19 protein-coding genes and 1 pseudogene are annotated in these 19,862 nt (G+C 69.8%); 6 read left to right on the plus strand and 14 right to left on the minus strand.

What is annotated here, in order from left to right; translation table 11 throughout:
• Positions 1-72 precede the first annotated feature (72 nt).
• Complete coding sequence (locus tag ACIBJG_RS10030; protein WP_399306375.1) at positions 73-1,437, plus strand: dipeptidase; 1,365 nt, start codon at positions 73-75, stop codon at positions 1,435-1,437.
• A gap of 123 nt (positions 1,438-1,560) precedes the next feature.
• On the plus strand, positions 1,561-2,271 hold the full coding sequence (locus ACIBJG_RS10035; protein WP_399306378.1) for an MBL fold metallo-hydrolase: 711 nt from the start codon (positions 1,561-1,563) through the stop codon (positions 2,269-2,271).
• Here ACIBJG_RS10035 and ACIBJG_RS10040 read toward each other — a convergent pair.
• Entirely contained in the window at positions 2,230-3,267 is a 1,038-nt protein-coding gene (locus ACIBJG_RS10040; RefSeq protein ID WP_399306380.1) for an NUDIX domain-containing protein, read from the minus strand. The genes ACIBJG_RS10035 and ACIBJG_RS10040 overlap by 42 nt on opposite strands.
• Positions 3,268-3,483: 216 nt before the next feature.
• Between ACIBJG_RS10040 and ACIBJG_RS10045 the strand changes: the two genes are divergently transcribed.
• Complete coding sequence (locus ACIBJG_RS10045) at positions 3,484-3,660, plus strand: hypothetical protein (protein ID WP_187284892.1); 177 nt, start codon at positions 3,484-3,486, stop codon at positions 3,658-3,660.
• A 113-nt stretch (positions 3,661-3,773) separates the two neighbouring features.
• On the opposite strand, the gene ACIBJG_RS10050 is transcribed toward ACIBJG_RS10045, so the two are convergent.
• The 4 genes from ACIBJG_RS10050 to ACIBJG_RS10065 form a co-directional block, all read right to left on the minus strand.
• Complete coding sequence (locus ACIBJG_RS10050; RefSeq protein WP_362556150.1) at positions 3,774-4,040, minus strand: hypothetical protein; 267 nt, start codon at positions 4,038-4,040, stop codon at positions 3,774-3,776.
• Between the two features lie 89 nt (positions 4,041-4,129).
• The gene (locus tag ACIBJG_RS10055; RefSeq protein ID WP_399306383.1) at positions 4,130-5,044 is read right to left on the minus strand and encodes a carbohydrate ABC transporter permease; all 915 of its coding nucleotides are present in this window, start codon (positions 5,042-5,044) and stop codon (positions 4,130-4,132) included.
• On the minus strand, positions 5,041-5,955 hold the full coding sequence (locus ACIBJG_RS10060; RefSeq protein WP_399306385.1) for a carbohydrate ABC transporter permease: 915 nt from the start codon (positions 5,953-5,955) through the stop codon (positions 5,041-5,043). Before ACIBJG_RS10060 ends, ACIBJG_RS10055 begins: the two co-directional genes overlap by 4 nt.
• A 16-nt stretch (positions 5,956-5,971) precedes the next feature.
• Complete coding sequence (locus ACIBJG_RS10065) at positions 5,972-7,261, minus strand: ABC transporter substrate-binding protein (protein ID WP_399307185.1); 1,290 nt, start codon at positions 7,259-7,261, stop codon at positions 5,972-5,974.
• 262 nt (positions 7,262-7,523) lie between these two features.
• Here ACIBJG_RS10065 and ACIBJG_RS10070 point away from each other — a divergent pair, with 262 nt between their 5' ends.
• Positions 7,524-9,566, plus strand: coding sequence for an NPCBM/NEW2 domain-containing protein (locus ACIBJG_RS10070; protein WP_399306388.1), 2,043 nt, complete (start codon positions 7,524-7,526; stop codon positions 9,564-9,566).
• A 66-nt stretch (positions 9,567-9,632) separates the two neighbouring features.
• On the opposite strand, the gene ACIBJG_RS10075 is transcribed toward ACIBJG_RS10070, so the two are convergent.
• Positions 9,633-10,589 (minus strand): ROK family protein, encoded by a 957-nt coding sequence (locus tag ACIBJG_RS10075; protein ID WP_399306391.1) that lies wholly within the window; start codon positions 10,587-10,589, stop codon positions 9,633-9,635.
• Between the two features lie 184 nt (positions 10,590-10,773).
• On the opposite strand from ACIBJG_RS10075, the gene ACIBJG_RS10080 reads away from it, so the two are divergent.
• Positions 10,774-11,802, plus strand: coding sequence for a LacI family DNA-binding transcriptional regulator (locus ACIBJG_RS10080; protein ID WP_399306394.1), 1,029 nt, complete (start codon positions 10,774-10,776; stop codon positions 11,800-11,802).
• A gap of 21 nt (positions 11,803-11,823) precedes the next feature.
• Here ACIBJG_RS10080 and ACIBJG_RS10085 read toward each other — a convergent pair whose 3' ends face one another.
• The 5 genes from ACIBJG_RS10085 to ACIBJG_RS10105 form a co-directional block, all read right to left on the minus strand.
• A complete protein-coding gene (locus tag ACIBJG_RS10085) occupies positions 11,824-13,122 on the minus strand; it encodes a DUF6986 family protein (protein WP_399306397.1) in 1,299 nt (432 codons plus the stop codon).
• Positions 13,123-13,296: 174 nt separating this feature from the next.
• Positions 13,297-14,259, minus strand: coding sequence for an electron transfer flavoprotein subunit alpha/FixB family protein (locus tag ACIBJG_RS10090; protein ID WP_399306400.1), 963 nt, complete (start codon positions 14,257-14,259; stop codon positions 13,297-13,299).
• A 59-nt stretch (positions 14,260-14,318) separates the two neighbouring features.
• Positions 14,319-15,104 carry an electron transfer flavoprotein subunit beta/FixA family protein gene (locus tag ACIBJG_RS10095; protein WP_399306403.1) on the minus strand — a complete coding sequence of 262 codons (786 nt, stop codon included), beginning with the start codon at positions 15,102-15,104 and terminating at the stop codon, positions 14,319-14,321.
• Positions 15,105-15,306: 202 nt separating this feature from the next.
• Complete coding sequence (locus ACIBJG_RS10100) at positions 15,307-15,813, minus strand: flavin reductase family protein (protein WP_399306406.1); 507 nt, start codon at positions 15,811-15,813, stop codon at positions 15,307-15,309.
• Between the two features lie 196 nt (positions 15,814-16,009).
• Positions 16,010-16,336 carry a thioredoxin family protein gene (locus tag ACIBJG_RS10105; RefSeq protein WP_399306409.1) on the minus strand — a complete coding sequence of 109 codons (327 nt, stop codon included), beginning with the start codon at positions 16,334-16,336 and terminating at the stop codon, positions 16,010-16,012.
• 218 nt (positions 16,337-16,554) lie between these two features.
• On the opposite strand from ACIBJG_RS10105, the gene ACIBJG_RS10110 reads away from it, so the two are divergent.
• Entirely contained in the window at positions 16,555-17,277 is a 723-nt protein-coding gene (locus ACIBJG_RS10110) for a lysophospholipid acyltransferase family protein (RefSeq protein ID WP_399306411.1), read from the plus strand.
• Positions 17,278-17,351: 74 nt separating this feature from the next.
• Here the strand turns inward: ACIBJG_RS10110 and ACIBJG_RS10115 are convergent.
• The 3 genes and pseudogenes from ACIBJG_RS10115 to ACIBJG_RS10125 form a co-directional block, all read right to left on the minus strand.
• A pseudogene (locus ACIBJG_RS10115) lies at positions 17,352-17,955 on the minus strand (transglutaminase domain-containing protein).
• A 70-nt stretch (positions 17,956-18,025) separates the two neighbouring features.
• Positions 18,026-19,108, minus strand: a complete 1,083-nt coding sequence (locus ACIBJG_RS10120; RefSeq protein ID WP_399306414.1) for a threonine aldolase family protein — start codon at positions 19,106-19,108, stop codon at positions 18,026-18,028.
• Positions 19,087-19,854 (minus strand): SDR family NAD(P)-dependent oxidoreductase, encoded by a 768-nt coding sequence (locus ACIBJG_RS10125; protein WP_399307187.1) that lies wholly within the window; start codon positions 19,852-19,854, stop codon positions 19,087-19,089. The genes ACIBJG_RS10120 and ACIBJG_RS10125 overlap by 22 nt, the downstream gene beginning before the upstream one ends.
• Positions 19,855-19,862 lie beyond the last annotated feature (8 nt).

Consider the following 19,862-nt stretch of genomic DNA (forward strand, 5'->3'; position numbering starts at 1 on the left):
GCAACGCCGCACTCCTGGCGCGCATGTACGCGGATACGTACATATAACGTCGCACCTACGAGGAGCGTGCCCATGACCGCCCATCCGATTTCCGAGACTGTCGCCTCGCTGATGCCCCGCGCCAAGGCGGAGCTGGCCGAGCTGGTGGCCTTCCAGTCGGTGGCGGATCCCGCGGTGTTCCCGAAGAGCGAGTGCGAGGCGGCCGCCGAGTGGGTCGCCGACGCGCTGCGCGCCGAGGAATTCCAGGATGTCGCCCTGCTCGACACCCCGGACGGCACCCAGTCCGTCTACGGCTTCCTGCCCGGCCCGGCCGGAGCACCCACCGTGCTGCTGTACGCGCACTACGACGTGCAGCCGCCGCTCGACGAGTCCGCCTGGATCTCCCCGCCGTTCGAGCTGACGGAGCGTGACGGGCGCTGGTTCGGCCGGGGCTCGGCCGACTGCAAGGGCGGCTTCATCATGCATCTCCTCGCGCTGCGCGCCCTCAAGGCCAACGGCGGGGTCCCGGTCTCCGTCAAGGTGATCGCGGAGGGCTCGGAGGAACAGGGCACCGGGGGCCTGGAGCAGTACGCCCAGGCGCACCCGGAGTTGCTCGCCGCGGACACCATAGTGATCGGCGACACCGGGAACTTCCGGGTCGGTCTGCCGACCGTCACCTCGACGCTGCGCGGGATGACGATGCTGCGGGTGCAGCTCGACACCCTCAAAGGGAATCTGCACTCCGGCCAGTTCGGCGGCGCGGCACCCGACGCCCTGGCCGCGATGATCCAGCTGCTGGCGTCGCTGCGGGCCGAGGACGGCACGACGACCGTCGACGGCCTCACGACGGACGAGAAGTGGGACGGCCTGCAGTACCCGGAGGAGCAGTTCCGCAAGGACGCCAAGGTCCTCGACGGAGTCGGCCTGATCGGCACGGGTACGGTCGCCGACCGGATCTGGGCGCGGCCCGCCGTCACGGTCGTCGGGATCGACTGCCCCGCGGTGGTGGGCGCGATGCCCTCGGTGCAGTCGAACGCGCGGGCGCAGATCAGTCTGCGGGTGCCGCCGGGCCAGGACGCCGGCGAGGCGACGAAGCTGCTGACCGCACACCTGCGGGCGCACGCCCCGTGGGGGGCGAGGATCTCGGTCGAGCAGGTCGGCCAGGGACAGCCGTTCCGTGCGGACGTCACGAGCCCCGCCTACACCGCGATGGCGGACGCCATGCGGATCGCGTACGAAGGCCAGGAGATGCAGTCCTCGGGCATGGGCGGCTCGATCCCGCTGTGCAACGCACTGTCCGAGTTGTACCCGGAGGCGGAGATGCTGCTGATCGGGCTGAGTGAGCCCGAGGCGCAGATCCACGCGGTGAACGAGAGCGTGTCCCCGGAGGAACTGGAGCGGCTCTCGGTCACCGAGGCGCTGTTCCTGCAGAACTACGCCGCCTCCAAGACGGTCTGAGACAGCCAGGCGGCCGGCCGGAAGGGGCGCGCTCCCTTCCCGGCCGGCCGCTACGCGTAGGGCGAACCTCGCCCAGAGCGTAGATCCGTGCGGCGGACGCCCGGGGCTGCGTACGTTCAGCGCATGGATCTCGTCGAGGTGCTTCCCCAGCTGCACATGTTCCGGTTCCCGATCGGCCAGGCCTACCTCTGGCGCGACGGGGACGAGCTGACCCTGATCGACGCGGGCGACGTGAACGCGGCGCCGGCCATCGAGGACGCGGTGCGCGGCCTCGGTCTCGACCCCGCCCGCATCACCCGGATCGTCATCACCCATGGGCATCGCGACCACTACGGCGCGGCCCAGGAACTCGCCGACCGCCACGGTGCCCAGATCCTGGCGCACCGGCTCGACGCGCCGGTGATCCGGGGTGAGGAGGAGATCGGCGATCCCGTGCTGCTCGACTGGGAGCGCCCGCTGTACGAGCACGGGCTGACCGTGCCCGTGGCTCCGCCGACCCGGGTCGACACGGAGCTGTCCGACGGCGCGGTGCTGCCCTTCGGCGGCGGGGCCCGGGTGGTCCACTCCCCCGGCCACACCCCGGGAGCCATCGGTGTCCATCTGCCCCGGCACGGGGTGCTGTTCACGGGTGACTGCGTCGCCGAGGCGGGGCGCGTGATGCTGGGTGTGTTCAACATCGACCGCGAGCAGGCCGTGGCCTCGTTCCGGCGGCTGGCCGCGCTGGAGGCGGCCACGGTCTGCTTCGGCCACGGCGATCCCCTCACCACTGACGCGGTCGCGGTCATGCGCGCCTCAGCCGACCGGGATTCCGGCCTCCAGGTAGAGCACGGCTGAGCGCTCACGGGCGCGCAGCGCCCAGCGCAGCCGTTCGTACCGGGTGGGGGGCAGCATGGTGGCCGCCTCCTCCTCGGTGACGAACCGCCAGCCCCGCAGTTCGGAACCGGGCAGCAGCAGCCGTTCGGCGTCCGCCCCCGGCAGCGTCCCGCCGTCGAAGAGCAGCCGCAGACCTCCGTAACCGGGCGGCTGGGGCGCCTCCCAGTCGACGACAAGGAGTTCGGGCACCCGTTCGAGGCGGATCCCTATCTCCTCGGCCACCTCCCTGATCCCGGCCTGTGCCGGCGCCTCACCCGCTTCGACCACGCCTCCGGGAAACTCCCAGCCGGGCTTGTACGTGGGATCGACGAGCAGCACCCGGCCGTGTTCGTCGAAGAGCAGCACGCCGGCCGCGACGGTCTCCGCCGTGGGGTCGGGTGTCTGGACGATCTCGCAGGCCGGGGCCGCCCCGGTGCGCACGGCCTCGGCGATGACTTCGGCCGTCTCGCGGGGGGTGAGTGCGCTGTTGTCGATGGTGTGCGCGTCCCGAGTGATCCAGTCGAGCGCCGAGCGGTAGGGCTCGATGCGGTCGTACGCCCACTGCCCGGTCCCGTCCTCCGTCTCCGGATCGTCCGGGAATTCCACGCGGTGGGCGATCCGTTGGCGCAGGATCGTTTCCTCAGGTGAGAGCAGTACATGACGCACCGCGATGCGCCGGGAGGCGAGTCCCCCGAATATCTCGTCGCGATACTCCTGTCGCAGCAGTGTCATCGGCACCACCAGCACCCCACCGAGCTCGGCGAGCAGCGCGGCCGCGGTGTCCACCACGAGTCGTCGCCAGATCGGGAGGTCCTGGAAGTTGGTCACCTCGGCGAGCTTCTTCTGCGGCAACAGGGATCCCAGCCCCGTGCCGGTCAGTTCCGGGTCGTAGAAGGTGCTGTTCGGGATCAGATCGATCAGTTCACGCGCGGCGCTGGTCTTGCCCGCGCCGAACGCACCGTTGATCCAGACGATCACGGTTCCCCCTCTTCCGTAGCCCCCAGTGGCTTGCCCGCAACACCCTGCCGTGAAAACACGACTGTGGCGATGACGATGCGCGAACGCAACAGTGCGCGGCGGCCGGCCGGCGTCTTCCGGTACGGGAATGCTGCTCGCCCGGGCACCGTCCGGCCGTAACGGCGGCGGCGGGACGTCGTTGGAGCGGACAGCAGAACGAACGACAGGGGGCGGACCGTGCGTCGCACCGTACTTGAGCAGTTTCCCGCCGGGGGCCCGCGGGGCAGTTGGCCCGCGGAGGAGTTCGCCGCGGCCCGGCGGGGTGAGGGCGTGGCGGCGGAGGTCGTGATGGACCTGGAACAGGACGCGTTCCTGGTGGTCGTACCGCAGCAGTCCTCGGACCGGGGCCGCTGAGGCCGGCCCGGCCCGGCGCCGGCAGCCTGCCCCGGCTCGGTGTCGACCTCGTTGAGGCAGCCCTCGTCAGCCCCTGTCTCCACCGCGCGGAGTGCGGCCAGATACCGGTCGGCCTACGGCGTGTCACCCCGCCAGTCCCACTTGTTCGGATCCTCCGCCCGGGGCCCGTACTCGGCCCGGCCACCCGCTCCATAGGCGCCGATCTCGGTGATCAGGGCGGAGCCGTCCGCCAGTGCCACCTTCGTCCAGCCGGTCACGTCCAGGAGCAGCCCGTCGAGCGGGCCGCCCACCAGTTCCCGGTAGACGCGCCCCGGCCTGGGGCCCGGATCCGGGTCGTCGTGATCGGCGCCGTACACCCGCCGCCGCATGATCTCGTCCATGCATGCAGGATCGCACCCGCCACTGACAACCGCCGGTGCGCAGGCGCAGCGAGTCCTGGAACAGAATCGAGAACCGGAACCGGAAACCGTCACCCCTTGCTGGACCCCAGTGTGAGTCCCGCGATGAAGTGCCGCTGGAGCAGCAGGAAGACCACGAGGGTCGGGAGCGCGACGATCACCGAGCCGGCCGCGAGGAGGTTGTAGTCGGTGAAGAACTGACCGCGCAGGTTGTTCAGCGCCGAGGTGACCGGGAGTTTGTCGCCGTCGGAGATGAAGACCAGGGCCCAGAGGAAGTCGTTGTACATCCAGGTGAACTGGAGCGTTCCCAGGGCGGCGAGTGCGGGGCGGCACAGGGGCAGCGTGATCCGCCAGTACTGGGTCCAGACACCCGCCCCGTCCACGACGGCCGCCTCCAGGATCTCCTGAGGGAGGGTCCGCATGAAGTTGGCCAGGACGAAGACGCAGAAGCCGAGCTGGAATCCGACCTGCACCAGGATGACGGCCCAGTAGGAGTCGAACATCGTCATCGAGTCGGACATCCAGTAGGGCAGCGGGATGCGATTGAAGACGACGTACAGCGGCGTGACGATCACCTGCTGCGGAAGCAGGTTCCCCGCGGTGAAGAGCATCAGCAGGACGAGCCCGCCGCGCATCCTCAGCCGGGCGAGTGCGAATGCCACGAACGAGGCGAGGAAGAGGGTGACAAGCACCCCCGGCACCGCGATGATCATGGTGTTGACAAAGTACTTCATCATGCCCGAGTCGGTGAACGCCTGCCGGTAGTAGTCCAGCGAGAGATGGCGGGGCAGCGAGAAGTAGCCGTGCTCCGAGGTCTCGTCGTAGGGCCTGAGCGAGGCGTACACGGCGAGCAGCAGCGGGGCGAGGAAGGCGAGCGAGACCGTCATCAGGAAGGCGTGCACGCCGAGCCGGCCGGGGCGGACCCTGCGCCGGGTCGTGGCGGGGACGGTCGGCGCCGGGCGGGCCGCGGTTGCTTGCGTGGTCATCGGTCCTTCTCCCCTCGGATCTCCTGGACCAGATACGTCACGACGAACCCCAGCGAGACGACCAGCAGGACGACGGCGATGGCAGAGCCGAACCCGATCCGGCTGGCCTCACCGATGATGTTGTCGGTGACGAGCACCGAGAGCAGTTCCAGCCCGTTGCGGCCGTGGTTGACCGCGTAGACGATGTCGAAGGCGCGCAGCGACTCGATCACGGTGATGACGCCGACGATGATGTTGACCGGGCGCAGCGTCGGAAAGACGATGCGGAAGAAGGTCTGGGTCTCGCTCGCCCCGTCGATCGCCGCGGCCTCCTTGAGGGAGGTGTCCACGGCTTTCAGCCCGGCAAGGTAGAGGATCATCACATAGCCGGTGTGGCGCCAGGCGGCCGCGAGCAGGACCATCCAGATGTTGAGGTCGGGATCGCCCAGCCAGTCGGTCGGCGAGGCGGTGTCACCGACGATCGCGTTGAGTGCTCCCTGGTCGCGGGAGAAGACCAGCTGCGCGATGAAGCCGACCACGGCGAGGGAGAGCACGACGGGCATGTACAGGGTCGACTGGTAGAAGCGGCTGAAGCGGACGCCCTTGTCGATGAGTACGGCGAGCAGCAGCCCGAACGGTGTGGCGACCAGGCCGAGGAAGGCGAGCCAGAGCAGGTTGTGGCGGGCGGCCGGCCAGAACTGCGGGTAGTTCGTGAAGAGGTTCGTGTAGTTGCGCGTGCCGACCCACTCGATGTCGCCGATGCCGTCCCAGCTGGTGAACGAGAGGACGACGGAGGCGAGGGTCGGCCCCCACACGATGGCGATGTCGAGCAGGACGGGTATGCCGAGCAGCGCGCCGAGCACGACGAGGTCGCGACGGCTGAACCGTCGCGAGCCCCGTCGTCCGGTGCGCCGCCCCGAGATGAACGACACGGTCGGTACTCCCGGTTCAGTCCGAGGCGAAGATGGTCTTCTTCTGCCGTTCGATGCCGTTGACCAGCCCGTCCACGTCGTTCGGACTGCTGATGAACTTCTGGATCGCCGGGATCATGACCGTGGACGCGAAGTCCGGCCGGGTATCCCGGTCCAGGAACTGGGAGATCTGCTTCGCTCCCGACACCAGGTCGACGGCCTTCTTCTGGATGGCGGAGTACTGGGAGGTGTCCGCCCGGTCGTTGACCGCGATGTTGTTCGGGTCGCTCTTGAGGTAGATGTCCTCGGCCTTGCCGGTGGCGAGCCACTTCAGCAGGTCCTTGGCGCTCTCCAGGTTCTTGTCGTTCTTGAGACTCTTCGACTTCTTCGCCAGCAGGAACCCGTCGATCGGCGCCTCGACGGCATCCTGGCCGTGCTCCGGGTTGATGACGGGGAAGGGGAAGAAGTCGAGGTCGTCCTGTTCGGCCTTGGGGAACTGGGCCCCGGGATGCGGCAGACCGAAGACCGCCATCCCGGCCTCGCGCTTCTGGAGGCTGGTCGCCGCCTCCTGCCAGGTGCGGCCGTTGGCGCCCTGCTGGCAGTACGGGAGCAGGCGCCGCCAGGTGTCGAAGACCTCCCTGACCCGCTTGTCCGTCCAGGCTTCCTCGCCGGCCATCAGGCTCTTGTGGAATTCGTATCCGTTGGTCCGCATGTTGATGTAGTCGAAGGTGCCCATCGCGGGCCAGCCGTCCTTGTCGCAGAACGCGATGGGGTCCAGCTTGTCCTTCTTCATCTGCTTGGCGAGGGCCACGTACTCGTCCAGCGTCTTCGGCGCCTGATAGCCCCGTTCGGTGAAGAGGCTCTTCCGGTGGAAAACGGCCCACGGATAGTAGTAGTAGGGCGTGAGGTACTGCTTGCCGTCCTCGCCGGTGGACTGGGCCTTCAGGGCGTCCGAGAATCCCTCGTAGCCCTTCCAGTTGTCGCTGATGTCGTACAGCAGCCCCTTCTTGGCGAAGAACTGCATGCGGTATCCGGCGAACCACATGAAGACGTCGTCGGGCTTGCCCTGGAGATATCTGTTGATGTTCTCCTGGAAGGTGTTGTGGTCAACGGTGTTGACCTTCACCTTTCGGCCTTCGGACTGTGCGGCATAGGCCTTGAAGGCGTCGGCGAACGCCTTCTTCGGGATGGGGTCGGACGAATTCGATCCCAGGGTGATGGTCTTGCCGTCACCGCCGGGGCCCCCTCCGCAGGCGGTGAGCAGCGCGGGAAGCGTGACCGCGCCGGCGCCGACTGCCGCGCCACGCAGCAGACTTCGCCGGGACATCCGATGTCCCGCGACGCTGCCGGGCAGATCTGACCTGTCGTACGAGTGCGCCATGACCCCCTCCTCCGAAGGCAACTCAACACAACCGAACGTGCGCTTGGATCTCACCTCCAACCAGCAGCGGCGTCAAGGGTTTTGACGAGATACCGAACAACCGGCACCACCCCTCTTCCAACAGACTTCAACACGCTCTAACGTAATCGCTCGTCTTGGCGTGCACATGCTGCCACCCGATTCGGCACGAGTACGGAGGAACGTAACGATGCGTCATCTTCCAAGCCGTACAACCCGCACAAGCCGCTACAGAGTCATCGGAGCGCTGACGGCAGGCCTCCTGTGCGCGGCGGGAGCCACCGTTCCCGCCTCCGCTCAGTCCCCGGCCCCCGCCCCGGCACCGACGGCCGGCACGCGGGCCGACAACGGTCTCGCACTCACCCCGCCCATGGGGTTCAACAACTGGAACTCGACCCATTGCCGGGCCGAGTTCGACGAGGCGATGGTCAAGGGAACCGCCGATATCTTCGTCGAGAAGGGGCTCAAGGAAGCAGGCTACGAGTTCATCAACCTGGACGACTGCTGGGCGAAGCCGCAGCGTAATGCGGACGGCAAGCTGGAAGCCGATCCGGTGCGATTCCCGAACGGCATCAAGGCCGTCGCGGACTACGTCCACTCGAAGGGTCTCAAGCTCGGCATCTACACCAGTGCCGGCACCAAGACCTGCGACAGCGTCGGACTTCCCGGCGCGCTCGGGCACGAGTACAGCGACGCGCAGCAGTTCGCTGACTGGGGTGTCGACTACCTCAAGTACGACAACTGCAACAACCAGGGCGTGGACGCGAAGGAGCGTTATACGACCATGCGGGACGCGCTGGCCGCCACCGGCCGCCCGATCGTCTACAGCATTTGCGAATGGGGCCAGAACAAACCCTGGGAATGGGCCGCCGGACTGGGCAACCTCTGGCGCACCACGGGCGACATCAACGACAGCTGGAGCAGCATGCTGTCGATCATGAAGCAGAACCTGCCGCTCGCCGCGGCCGCGGGTCCGGGCCACTGGAACGACCCCGACATGCTGGAGGTCGGCAACGGCGGGATGACGGACACGGAGTACCGCACCCACTTCTCCATGTGGTCCGTGATGGCCGCGCCGCTGCTCATCGGTTCCGATCTGCGTACGGCGACGCCCGAGACGTATCGGATCCTCTCCAACCACGAGGTCATCGCCGTCGACCAGGACCCCTTGGGTAAGCAGGGCGTCGTGCTCTCCTCCGACGGAGGGCGCTGGGTCGTGGCCAAGGAGATGCAGGACGGCAGCCGGGTGGTGGCGCTGTTCAACGAGACCGGGAGCGCGCAGCGGATCTCGACGACGGCCGCGGCCGCAGGGCTTCCGCAGGCGGACGCGTACACCGTGCGCGACCTGTGGGCACAGACCACACGCAACACCGCGGGCGGCCTCTCCGCGTCCGTCCCGGCCCACGGGACGGTGATGCTGCGCGTCGCCGCCGACCGCCACTGGGCGGCGTACCCGCCCGCGGTGGAACTGGCTCTGGACGGAAGCCCGTTGGTGGAGGCGGGCCGCACGGCGCGGCTGACGACCACCGTCACCGATCTGGGCCGGACGCCCGCCCTGAAGGCGTCGGCGGCCCTCACCGGGCCGGCCGGCTGGCGGATCGGGGCCGATTCCGCGACCACGGCGCCGGCCCTGCCGACCGGAGGAGCACTGACCACCCGCTGGCGGGTGACGGCTCCGGCCGGCACCGCCACCGGTACGTACGATCTGACGCTCACCACGCAGTACCGCTCGCCCACCGGGGAACGGGTGCGGTCCTCCGTACCGTTCCAGGCCCATGTGGTGGTGGCGCCACCGGCCGGCGTCGGCTACCTGAGCGATCTGCCGCAGCTCACCGCGTCCAACGGCTACGGTCCGGTCGAGAGGGACACCAGCAACGGTGAGAGCGCGGCCGGTGACGGACATCCGCTGACCATCGGCGGCGAGGTGTACGCGAAGGGGCTGGGCGTGCACGCGGCCAGTGCCGTCGAGTACTACGCGGGCGGCGCGTGCAGCACGGTCACGGCGCGCGTCGGCGTCGACGACGAGAAGGGCGCCAAGGGGAGCGTGGCCTTCGAGGTCTGGTCGGACGGCACGAAGGCGGCGTCGACCGGGGTCCTGACCAACGCCATGCCGGCACAGACCCTCTCGGCGGACGTCAGCGGGGCGCAGGTCGTACGTCTGGTGGTCACCGACGGGGGCGACGGCGTCGACTCCGATCACGCCGACTGGGCGGACCTCCGCATCAGCTGCTGAGGCCATCCGCCCGAGGGACCGGGCGGCGGCGGCGTCCGACGTCGTCGCCACCCGCCGGAGAACGCTCTAGACGGAGACCACCCCGTCCGCGCCCGCGCGCGCGCCGAAGGCCGCTGCCGCCGCGCCCACCAGCCCCGCGTCGTTGCCCATGACCGCCGGCGCCACGGTCAGCTTCTGGACGAACGACAGCGTCGCGTACCGCCGCAGGGCGCTGCGCAGTGGGGCGAACAGCACATCACCCGCACCGGCCACTCCGCCGCCGATCACCGCGATGTCGATCTCGACCAGGGTGGCCGTCGCGGCGATGCCCGCCGCCAGCGCCTGTGCGGCCCGCTCGAACGAGGCCACGGCGACCGGGTCGCCCGCCCGGGCGGCTGACGCGACCGCCGCCGCTGTCGCGTCACCGTCCGGACCGGGCCGCCAGCCGCCCTCCTGCGCACGGCGGGCGATGTTGGGACCGCTCGCGATGCGCTCGACGCAGCCGCGCGACCCGCACGGGCACGGGTCGCCGTCGATGTCGACGCTGATGTGTCCGATGTGGCCTGCGTTGCCACTGGGGCCGGGGTGGAGCGAGCCGCCGAGGACGAGCCCGCCGCCGACGCCGGTCGACACGACCATGCACAGCGCGTTGTCGTGGCCGCGGGCCGCGCCCATCCAGTGTTCGGCCGCGGCGATCGCGACGCCGTCGCAGACCAGCTCGACGGGCAGACCGCCGGTTGCCGCGCTCACCCGCTCCACCAGCGGGAAGCCCCGCCAGCCGGGAACGTTCACCGGACTGACCGTCCCTGCGGCGGCGTCCACCGGGCCCGCGCTGCCGATGCCGACGGCCGTGGCCCGGCCCCACAGCGGCGAGGCGGACAGCTCCGCCAGCACGTCGGCCACCGCCGCCATCACCGTCTCGCCGTCCTCGCGGGCGGGCGTCGGACGCTGCACCCGCACGCGGAGCGTGCCGGCGCCGTCCACCAACGCGCCGGCGATCTTGGTGCCGCCGATGTCCAGCGCGGCGACGAGGTCGGTATGCATCGGTGTGGCTCCGTGGGTGAGGGGGTGGGACCTGCGGCTTCAGTGAACAGTCTGCCTAGTCTCCATTCCGCTGACAACGTTGTCCAGGGCCTATGCTCGACGCCACAGCCTCCGGCCACGCCCGCGGTACGCTCCGCGGCACATCCGGACAGCCAGCCCGTACCCGACGACAGGACAGCGCACCGTGGCCGAGACCGCCCGTCACCCCGAGCCCCGCTACGGCAACCGGCCGACCATGAAGGACGTGGCCGCCCGTGCCGGAGTGGGCCTCAAGACGGTCTCGCGCGTGGTCAACAGCGAGCCGGGCGTCACACCCGACACCGAGCGCCGGGTCCAGGAGGCCATCGACGCGCTGGGATTCCGCCGCAACGACAGCGCGCGCGTGCTGCGCAAGGGCCGCACGGCGTCGATCGGCCTGGTCCTGGAGGACCTCGCGGACCCGTTCTACGGCCCGCTGAGCCGCGCCGTGGAAGAGGTGGCCCGCGCGCACGGCGCGCTGCTCATCAACGGCTCCAGCGCCGAGGACCCGGAGCGCGAGCAGGAACTCGTGCTCGCGTTGTGTGCCCGGCGGGTCGACGGGCTCATCGTGATTCCGGCCGGCGACGACCACCGCTATCTGGAGCCGGAGATCAAGGCCGGCATAGCGACGGTGTTCGTGGACCGTCCGGCGGGCCGGATCGAGGCGGACATGGTGCTCTCGGACAGCTTCGGCGGCGCCCGTGAGGGCGTCGCCCACCTGATCGCGCACGGCCACCGCCGGATCGGGTTCATCGGCGACCAGCCCCGGATCCACACGGCCACCGAGCGCCTGCGCGGCTACCACACCGCCATGACCGACGCCGGGATCACGGTCGAGGACTCCTGGGTCGCGCTCGGCTCCACGGAGCCCGAGCGGGTCCGCCTGGCGGCCGAGACCATGCTCTCCGGCCCCGAACCCGTCACCGCCCTCTTCGCGGGCAACAACCGCGTGACGGTGACCGCGGTACGCGTACTGGCCGGCCGGGAACGTCCGGTCGCCCTGGTCGGCTTCGACGACATCGAGCTCGCGGATCTGCTCGGCATCACCGTCATCTCCCAGGACGCGGCGGCCGTCGGCCGCACCGCGGCCGAACACCTCTTCCGACGGCTCGACGGCGCCGACCACACCCCGGCACGCGTCGAGCTCCCGACGAAGCTGATCCCGCGCGGTTCGGGCGAGCTGCGCCCGGCCTGAGAGGCTGCCGGGCGCGCGGGACTACGGCGTGGTCACGGTCAGCCCGCCACGCCGCGGCGAGGCGAAGGCGTCCAGGTCCGCGCGGGTCAGTCCGGTCAGCCGGGCCACCTCCGCGGTGTCCAGGGCGCCGCAGTCGATGCCGCGCAGCAGGTAGCCGCTGAGCGCCTTGGCCGTGGCGGGCTCGTCCATCACGTCGCCGCCCGCCTTGGCCACGTAAGCGGCGAGCCGGGCCGCGGCCTGCTCCAGGCCCTCGCGGTAGAAGGTGTAGACGGCCGCGTAGCGGGTCGGGAGGTGGCCCGGGTGCATGTCCCAGCCCTGGTAGTAGGCGCGGGCCAGGGCGCGCCGGGTGAGGCCGTAGTGGAGCCTCCAGGCCTCGTGGACCTGGGGGGTGGGCCCCACGGGCAGCACGTTGGTGGAACCGTCGGAGACACGTACGCCGGTGCCCGCGGCGGCCACCTGCATCACGGCCTTCGCATGGTCGGCCGCCGGGTGGTCGCTCGCCTGGTACGCGGCGCTGACCCCGACGCAGGCGCTGTAGTCGAACGTGCCGTAGTGCAGGCCCGTCGCCCGGCCCCGGGCCGCGTCGATCATGCGGGCGACGGCGGCGGTTCCGTCGGCGGCGAGGATCGACTGGCTGGTCTCGATCTGGATCTCGAAGCCGAGCCGCCCGGAGGGCAGTCGGTGCGCCTTCTCGAACGCCTCGAGAAGGCGGACGAAGGCGGTGACCTGTTCGGGATACGTCACCTTCGGCAGGGTGAGCACGAGTCCGTCGGGGAGGCCGCCCGCCTCCATCAGGCCCGTGAGGAAGACGTCCGTGGTGCGGATGGACCGGTCGCGCACGCCGGCTTCCATGCACTTCATCCGGATGCCCATGTACGGCGCCGCCGTGCCGTTGGCGTACGCCTCGGAGATCAGCCGGGCCGCACGGGCCACGGCCTCGTCCTCCTCCGCGTCGGAGCGGGGGCCGTAGCCGTCCTCGAAGTCGATCCGCAGGTCCTCGACGGGCTCACGGGTCAGCTTGGCGCGTACACGGTCGTGGACCGGCCCGGCGAGCTCGTCCGGGATGCCGAGTACCGCGGCGAGCGAGGCGGCGTCGGGTGCGTGCTCGTCGAGCGCCTGCAAGGCCCGGTCGCCCCAGGAGCGGATGGTGCCGGCGGTGAAGGTGTCCCCCGGTACGTAGACCGTGTGGACCGGCTGACGCGTTCCGGGGTCGCCCGGGTATCGGCGGGCCAGTTCGGCGTCCACCGGTGTGAGGGAGGCACTGATCCCGTCGCTGACCGCACCGGCGAGGCTCGTCGCCACCTTCTCCTGCTGACCCATTTCCGCACCCTCCACGCTCTCGCTGTTTCCGCTTCCCGGAATCAACAATCCGTATAGTGAAGTTATAAGGCTGCCGTACCTGCGTCAATGGTGATCGGAAACGGCCCGGGGCCGCGCGGTGGGTTCACCGTGCGGCCCCGGGCCGTCGTCCGTGCCGTGCGTGGTCCGGCGGGGTCAGCCCTTGCGGGCGGTGACCTCATCGGTGAGCTGCGGGACGACGTTGAAGAGGTCGCCGACGACGCCGTAGTCGACGAGGTCGAAGATCGGGGCCTCGGCGTCCTTGTTGATCGCGACGATCGTCTTCGAGGTCTGCATACCCGCCCGGTGCTGGATCGCACCCGAGATACCCGAGGCGATGTACAGCTGCGGCGAGACGGACTTGCCGGTCTGGCCCACCTGGTTGGAGTGCGGGTACCAGCCCGCGTCGACTGCGGCGCGCGAGGCACCGACAGCGGCACCGAGCGAGTCCGCGAGCGCCTCGATGATCGCGAAGTTCTCCGCACCGTTGACGCCACGGCCGCCGGAGACGACGATCGCGGCCTCGGTCAGCTCCGGACGGCCGGTCGACTCGCGCGGGGTACGGGAGAGGACCTTGGTGCCGGTGGCCTGCTCCGAGAAGGAGACCGCGAGGGCCTCGACGACGCCGGCGGCCGCAGCGGGCTCGACCGGGGCCGAGTTCGGCTTGACCGTGATGACCGGGACACCCTTGGAGACACGGGACTTGGTGGTGTACGAGGCGGCGAACGCCGCCTGCGTGGCAACCGGGCCCTGGTCGCCGACTTCCAGATCCACCGCGTCGGTGATGATGCCGGAGCCGATACGGACCGCGAGACGGGCCCCGATCTCCTTGGCCTCCGCGGAGGAGGGCAGCAGCACGGCGGCCGGGGACACCGCGTCATAGGCGGCCTGGAGCGCGTCGACCTTCGGCACGACGAGGTAGTCGGCGAACTCGGGGGCGTCGGCGGTCAGCACCTTGACCGCACCGTGCTCGGCGAGCGCGGCGGCGGTGTCCGCGGCACCGTTGCCCAGGGCGACGGCGACGGGCTCGCCGATGCGGCGGGCAAGCGTCAGCAGCTCCAGGGTGGGCTTGCGGACGGCACCGTCCACGTGGTCGACATAGACGAGAACTTCAGCCATGGGACTTCAATCTCCTGCGTGTGCGAGGTAGGCGGGGGCGGTGAGGGAACAGCCGGGGCTCAGATGAACTTCTGGCCCGCAAGGAACTCGGCCAGCTGCTTGCCGCCCTCGCCCTCGTCCTTGACGATCGTGCCCGCGGTGCGGGCAGGACGCGCGGCCGCGGAGTCGACCGCTGTCCAGGAACCAGCCAGACCCACCTCGTCCGCCTCGATCCCCAGATCATCCAGATCCAGCGACTGAACCGGCTTCTTCTTCGCCGCCATGATCCCCTTGAACGACGGGTAACGGGCCTCGCCCGACTGGTCGGTCACCGACACCACGGCCGGCAGGGACGCCTGGAGCTGCTCGGACGCGGCGTCGCCGTCGCGGCGGCCCGTCACGACACCATCCTTGACGGAAACCTCCGACAGCAGCGTCACCTGCGGCACACCCAGCCGCTCCGCGAGCAGCGCCGGAACCACACCCATCGTGCCGTCCGTCGACGCCATCCCCGAGATCACCAGGTCGTAACCCGTCGCCTCGACCGCCTTCGCCAGCACCAACGACGTACCGATCGCGTCCGTACCGTGCAGATCGTCGTCCTCGACGTGAACAGCCTTGTCCGCACCCATCGACAACGCCTTGCGCAACGCGTCCTTGGCGTCCTCCGGACCCACCGTCAACACGGTGACCTCCGCATCGTCGGCCGCGCCCGCGATCTGCAACGCCTGCTCGACCGCGTACTCATCCAGTTCCGACAGCAGACCGTCGACATCCTCACGATCCAACGTCAGGTCATCGGCGAAATGCCGGTCACCGGTCGCGTCGGGCACGTACTTCACACAGACAACGATCCTCAAGCTCACGCCGGCTCTCCTACTGCATCGTCATTTCCGGGCTGCCTTGTTGCACGCAGCATAGGCGCCTGATGGGGCGATTTCCGGTCGGGGCGACCGACGCTCCGACCGTAATATTACTCGCCAGTACACCCATATGACGCCCATTGAGCAAGCGCTTGGCACTGTGATCTGAGCTACGCCTTTGCGCCCCGGTCCCGCCGGGGCGATCTCAGTCCCGCAGAGCTGTGAACCGGCCCTGGTGATAGACGAGCGGCCTGCCGCCGCCGGCCGGATCACCGACGACCGCCTCCGCGATCACGATCCGGTGGTCCCCCGCCGGGATCCGCGCCACGACCCGGCAGACCAGCCACGCGAGCACGCCGTCCAGCACCGGGACACCTTCCGGTCCGCTGCGCCAATCGGTGGAGGGACCGAACCGGTCGGCGCCGCTGCGCGCGAAGGTGGCGGCCAGTTCCCGCTGGTGTTCGCCGAGTATGTGGACGCCGACGTGCTCGGCCTCCGCGACGACCGGCCAACTGGAGGACGAGGTACCGACGCCGAAGGAGATGAGCGGCGGATCGGCGGCGACGGAGTTGAGGGAGGTGGCGGTGAAGCCGACCGGCCGGTCACCGGCCGCGGTGATCACGGCGACACCGGCTGCGTGCTGCCGGAACACGGAACGCAGGAGGTCCGGGGAAGCCGTCCGGGTGGTGTCGGTCTCGGGTGAAGCCGTCATGGAGATGTCCTTCTGCGCGTCGGATGTGCGGGGCCGTGGATGCTCAGGCATCCGGACAGCGCGCACTCGCGTTGCGGGCGAGGTCGACGTGGACCCGGCCGTAGAGAAGGAGTTCTGGCGGCATAGCGTCAGACTGACGATGCCCGGCGGGTGCAGTCAAGACCGTCCCACGAGGTGGGAGAATCATCACGGTCCGTCACATCGCCTGTCCCAGCGCGGCGACGACGTCGACGGTGCGTGGCTGTCCGACGGCCCGGCGGACGACCTGTCCGCCGGCGTCGAGGACCAGGACGGTCGGGGTGCGGCTGATGTCGAGCGCGCGCACGAGAGTGAGATGCGCCTCGGCGTCGATCTCCACATGCGCGACGCCCTCGACCATGCCCGCCACCTCCGCGAGAGTGCGGCGGGTGGCCCGGCAGGGCTGGCAGAACGCGCTGGAGAACTGGACGAGCGTGGCCCTCTCCCCCAATTCCACGCCGAGTTGGGCTGCATCGAGCTTGTCCGCACGTGTCCGGACATCCACCTTCGGCCTCCTGTCAGAGCTCTACGCAAAGGGTCAGCGCCCACGGCCGCCGGGACATTCCCTACCGTTCCACGTGACGAGAATCTCGCGCCCCGCGCCCGCCGAGACTGGCCACCACGACGCGCATGGGGCACGATCGGCCCAATGCCGAAAACCTACGGCTGCGTAACTTCCGCCGGGAGAACCCTCCCCAGGCGCTGAAGAAGGGTCTTCTCCAGATGGCAGAACTCGTCTATCGGCCGGTCATCGGCGCCGCTCGTACGTTTTTCAAGGCGCTCGACCTGAAGATCGACACCCAGGGTTCGGAGCACATCCCGAAGACCGGTGGCGCGGTTCTGGTAAGCAACCACATCAGCTATCTGGACTTCATCTTCACCGGTCTCGCGACGCTGCCGCAGAAGCGGCTGGTGCGGTTCATGGCCAAGGAATCGGTGTTCCGGCACAAGGTCTCCGGCCCCCTGATGCGTGGCATGAAGCACATCCCCGTCGACCGCAAACAGGGTGAGGACGCGTACGCGCACGCGCTGGCCTCGCTGCGTTCCGGCGAGATCGTCGGCGTGTTCCCCGAGGCGACCATCTCGGAGTCGTTCACGCTGAAGAGCTTCAAGTCGGGTGCGGCACGCCTGGCCCAGGAGGCCGGTGTGCCTCTCATCCCGATGGCACTGTGGGGCACCCAGCGCCTGTGGACCAAGGGCCGCCCGCGCAACTTCAGGCGCAGCCACATCCCGGTGACGATCCGGGTCGGAGAGCCGGTGGAGGCCCCGGCCGACCAGTACGCGGGTGCGATCACCCGGCGGCTCCGGGAACGCGTGCAGGAGCTGCTCGAAGCGGCCCAGCGCGCCTATCCCGTGCGCCCGAAGGACGCGAGCGACACATGGTGGGTGCCCGCGCACCTCGGAGGTACGGCTCCGACGGCAGCCGAGGTCCGCGAGCGCGGCTGACCGACCCGTGCGGGGCCATGGCTGAAACGTCACTCCGGGGCACGGACGGCGCTCCGTGCCCCGGACGCCGGTGGTCAGAGCGCCGTGGGCAGCGTGCACCAGAGCTCCGCACGGTCCGCGGACATTCGCAGGGCGCGCGGTACCGCCGGATGCGGTGCCGCGTGGAGCGTCGGGTAGTCCACTCCACCGAGCTCCGGCCGGACGGGCCAGGCCAGCCGTTCCCCGTCCAGTGAGAACTGCGCGTCCACACCAAGAGGCCGGTTGCCCCGCGGGTCCTGCCGGTCCCAGCGGTCGCGGCCGGGGCAGTCGCAGCGCGATCAGCCCGTGGACCGACCCGGGGTCGCCGTTGTCCTTCACGAGCCCCTGGTAGCAGAGGGCCGCGGGGATGCCCTCCGCGCGCAGCAGTGCGGCCAGGGCGTGCGCCTTCGCGTGGCAGATGCCGTTACGGGTGGCGAGGACGTCCGAGGCGCGCCACGTGACGCGCATGTCACCGGAATCGGCGGAGTGCGGGACGGTGTCGCGTACGAAGCGGTATGCCGCTTCGGCGTATGAGTATGCGTCTGCCGCCTGGGAGCGCAGCCCTGCGGCCGTGTCACGGACCAGCGGGTGTTCATGGTCGATCGCGTCGTCGGCGGCAAGATACGCGGAGATCTGGGGGACCTGCTGGATCAGTTCCATGGCCGCTGAACGTAGGGATGCGGCCGACCGGAGTCAATACTTTTCCGGTCGACCGCATATTCATACGCAACTACTGTGCGGCCATCTCTTCCTTGAGGGCGAGGACGAACGTGTCGACATCGTCCTCCGTGGTGTCGAAGGCGCACATCCAGCGGACGTCGCCGGCCTTCTCGTCCCAGAAGTAGAACCGGAAGCGCTTCTGCAGCCGCTCGCTCACCTCGTGCGGCAGCCGCGCGAACACCGCGTTGGCCTGGACGGGATAGAGGATCTCCACGCCGTCCACCGCGCGGACGCCCTCGACGAGCCGCTGCGCCATGCTGTTGGCGTGCCGGGCGTTGCGCAGCCACAGGTCGCCCGCGAGCAGCGCCTCCAGCTGCACCGACACGAAGCGCATCTTGGAGGCAAGCTGCATCGACAGCTTGCGCAGATGCTTCATCGCCCGGACGGCGTCCGGGTTCAGCACCACGACGGCCTCGCCGAAGATGGCCCCGTTCTTCGTCCCGCCGAACGAGAGCACGTCGACGCCGACGGTGTTGGTGAACGTACGCATGGGTACGTCCAGGGAGGCCGCGGCATTGGCTATGCGGGCCCCGTCGAGGTGGACCTTCATGCCGTGCCCGTGGGCGTGCTCGCAGATGGCCCTGATCTCGTCGGGTGTGTAGACCGTGCCCAGCTCGGTGTTCTGGGTGATCGAGACGACCTGCGGCATGGCACGGTGCTCGTCGTCCCAGCCGTACGCCTGCCGGTCGATGAGCTCCGGCGTGAGCTTGCCGTCCTCGGTGGGCACCGTGAGCAGCTTGAGGCCGCCGACCCGTTCCGGTGCCCCGCCCTCGTCCACGTTGATGTGCGCGGACTCGGCGCAGATGACCGCGCCCCAGCGGTCGGTCATCGCCTGGAGCGAGACCACGTTGGCGCCGGTTCCGTTGAAGACCGGAAAGGCCTCGGCGGTGGGACCGAAGTGGCTGTGCATCACGCGCTGGAGGTGACCGGTGTAGTCGTCCTCGCCATAGGCGATCTGATGGCCGCCGTTGGCGAGGGCGAGGGCCGCGAGGATCTCCGGGTGCGTTCCCGCGTAGTTGTCACTGGCGAATCCGCGTACCTGCGGGTCGTGATGACGACGCGCGTCGGTCCTTACGGTTGCGGGGTCAGCCACAGGCGCTTTCCGTTCACTTCCGGGGCGGGCCGGTCCCAGACGCCGGCGATGGCATCGGCCAGCTCCTTGACGTCGGTGAAGCCCGCGAACTTCGCATTCGGGCGCTCGGCGCGCATGGCGTCGTGCACCAGTGCCTTCACGACCAGGATGGCAGCCGCGCTCTGCGGGCCCTCGTCGCCCCCCGCCTTACGGAAGGCGTCCGCGAGCGCGAGGGTCCAGGCCTCGGCCGCCGCCTTCGACGCCGCGTAGGCGGCGTTGCCCGCGGTGGGGTTGCTCGCACCGGCCGCGCTGATCAGCAGGTAGCGGCCGCGGTCGCTGCGCTGCAGGCCGCCCTGGAAGGCCAGCGAGGTGCTCTGGACCGTGCGGATCAGCAGCTTCTCCAGCAGCGTCCAGTCGGCGAGGTCGGTGTCGGCGAACGTCTTGCTGCCGCGCCAGCCGCCCACGAGGTGGACCAGACCGTCGATCCTGCCGAACTCCTTCTCCGTCTTGTCGGCCCATTCACGGGCGGCACCGAGATCGAGCAGATCCACGGTGTCGCCGGTGACGGTGGCGCCGCCGTGGGCGTAGCGGGCCGCGTCCACGGCCTCGGCGAGCCGGGTGGCGTTCGCGTCCGAGGCGACGACGACCGCGCCCGCCTCGGCGAGGCGGAGCAGGGTCGCCCGGCCGGCCGGGCCGGCCGCTCCCGCGACCGCGACGACAGCGCCTTCGAGGGCACCGCTCCCGCTGCCCTTGCCGTTTCCGTTCATGGCCACCG

The organism is Streptomyces sp. NPDC050422 (assembly GCF_044458665.1).
Taxonomy (GTDB): domain Bacteria; phylum Actinomycetota; class Actinomycetes; order Streptomycetales; family Streptomycetaceae; genus Streptomyces.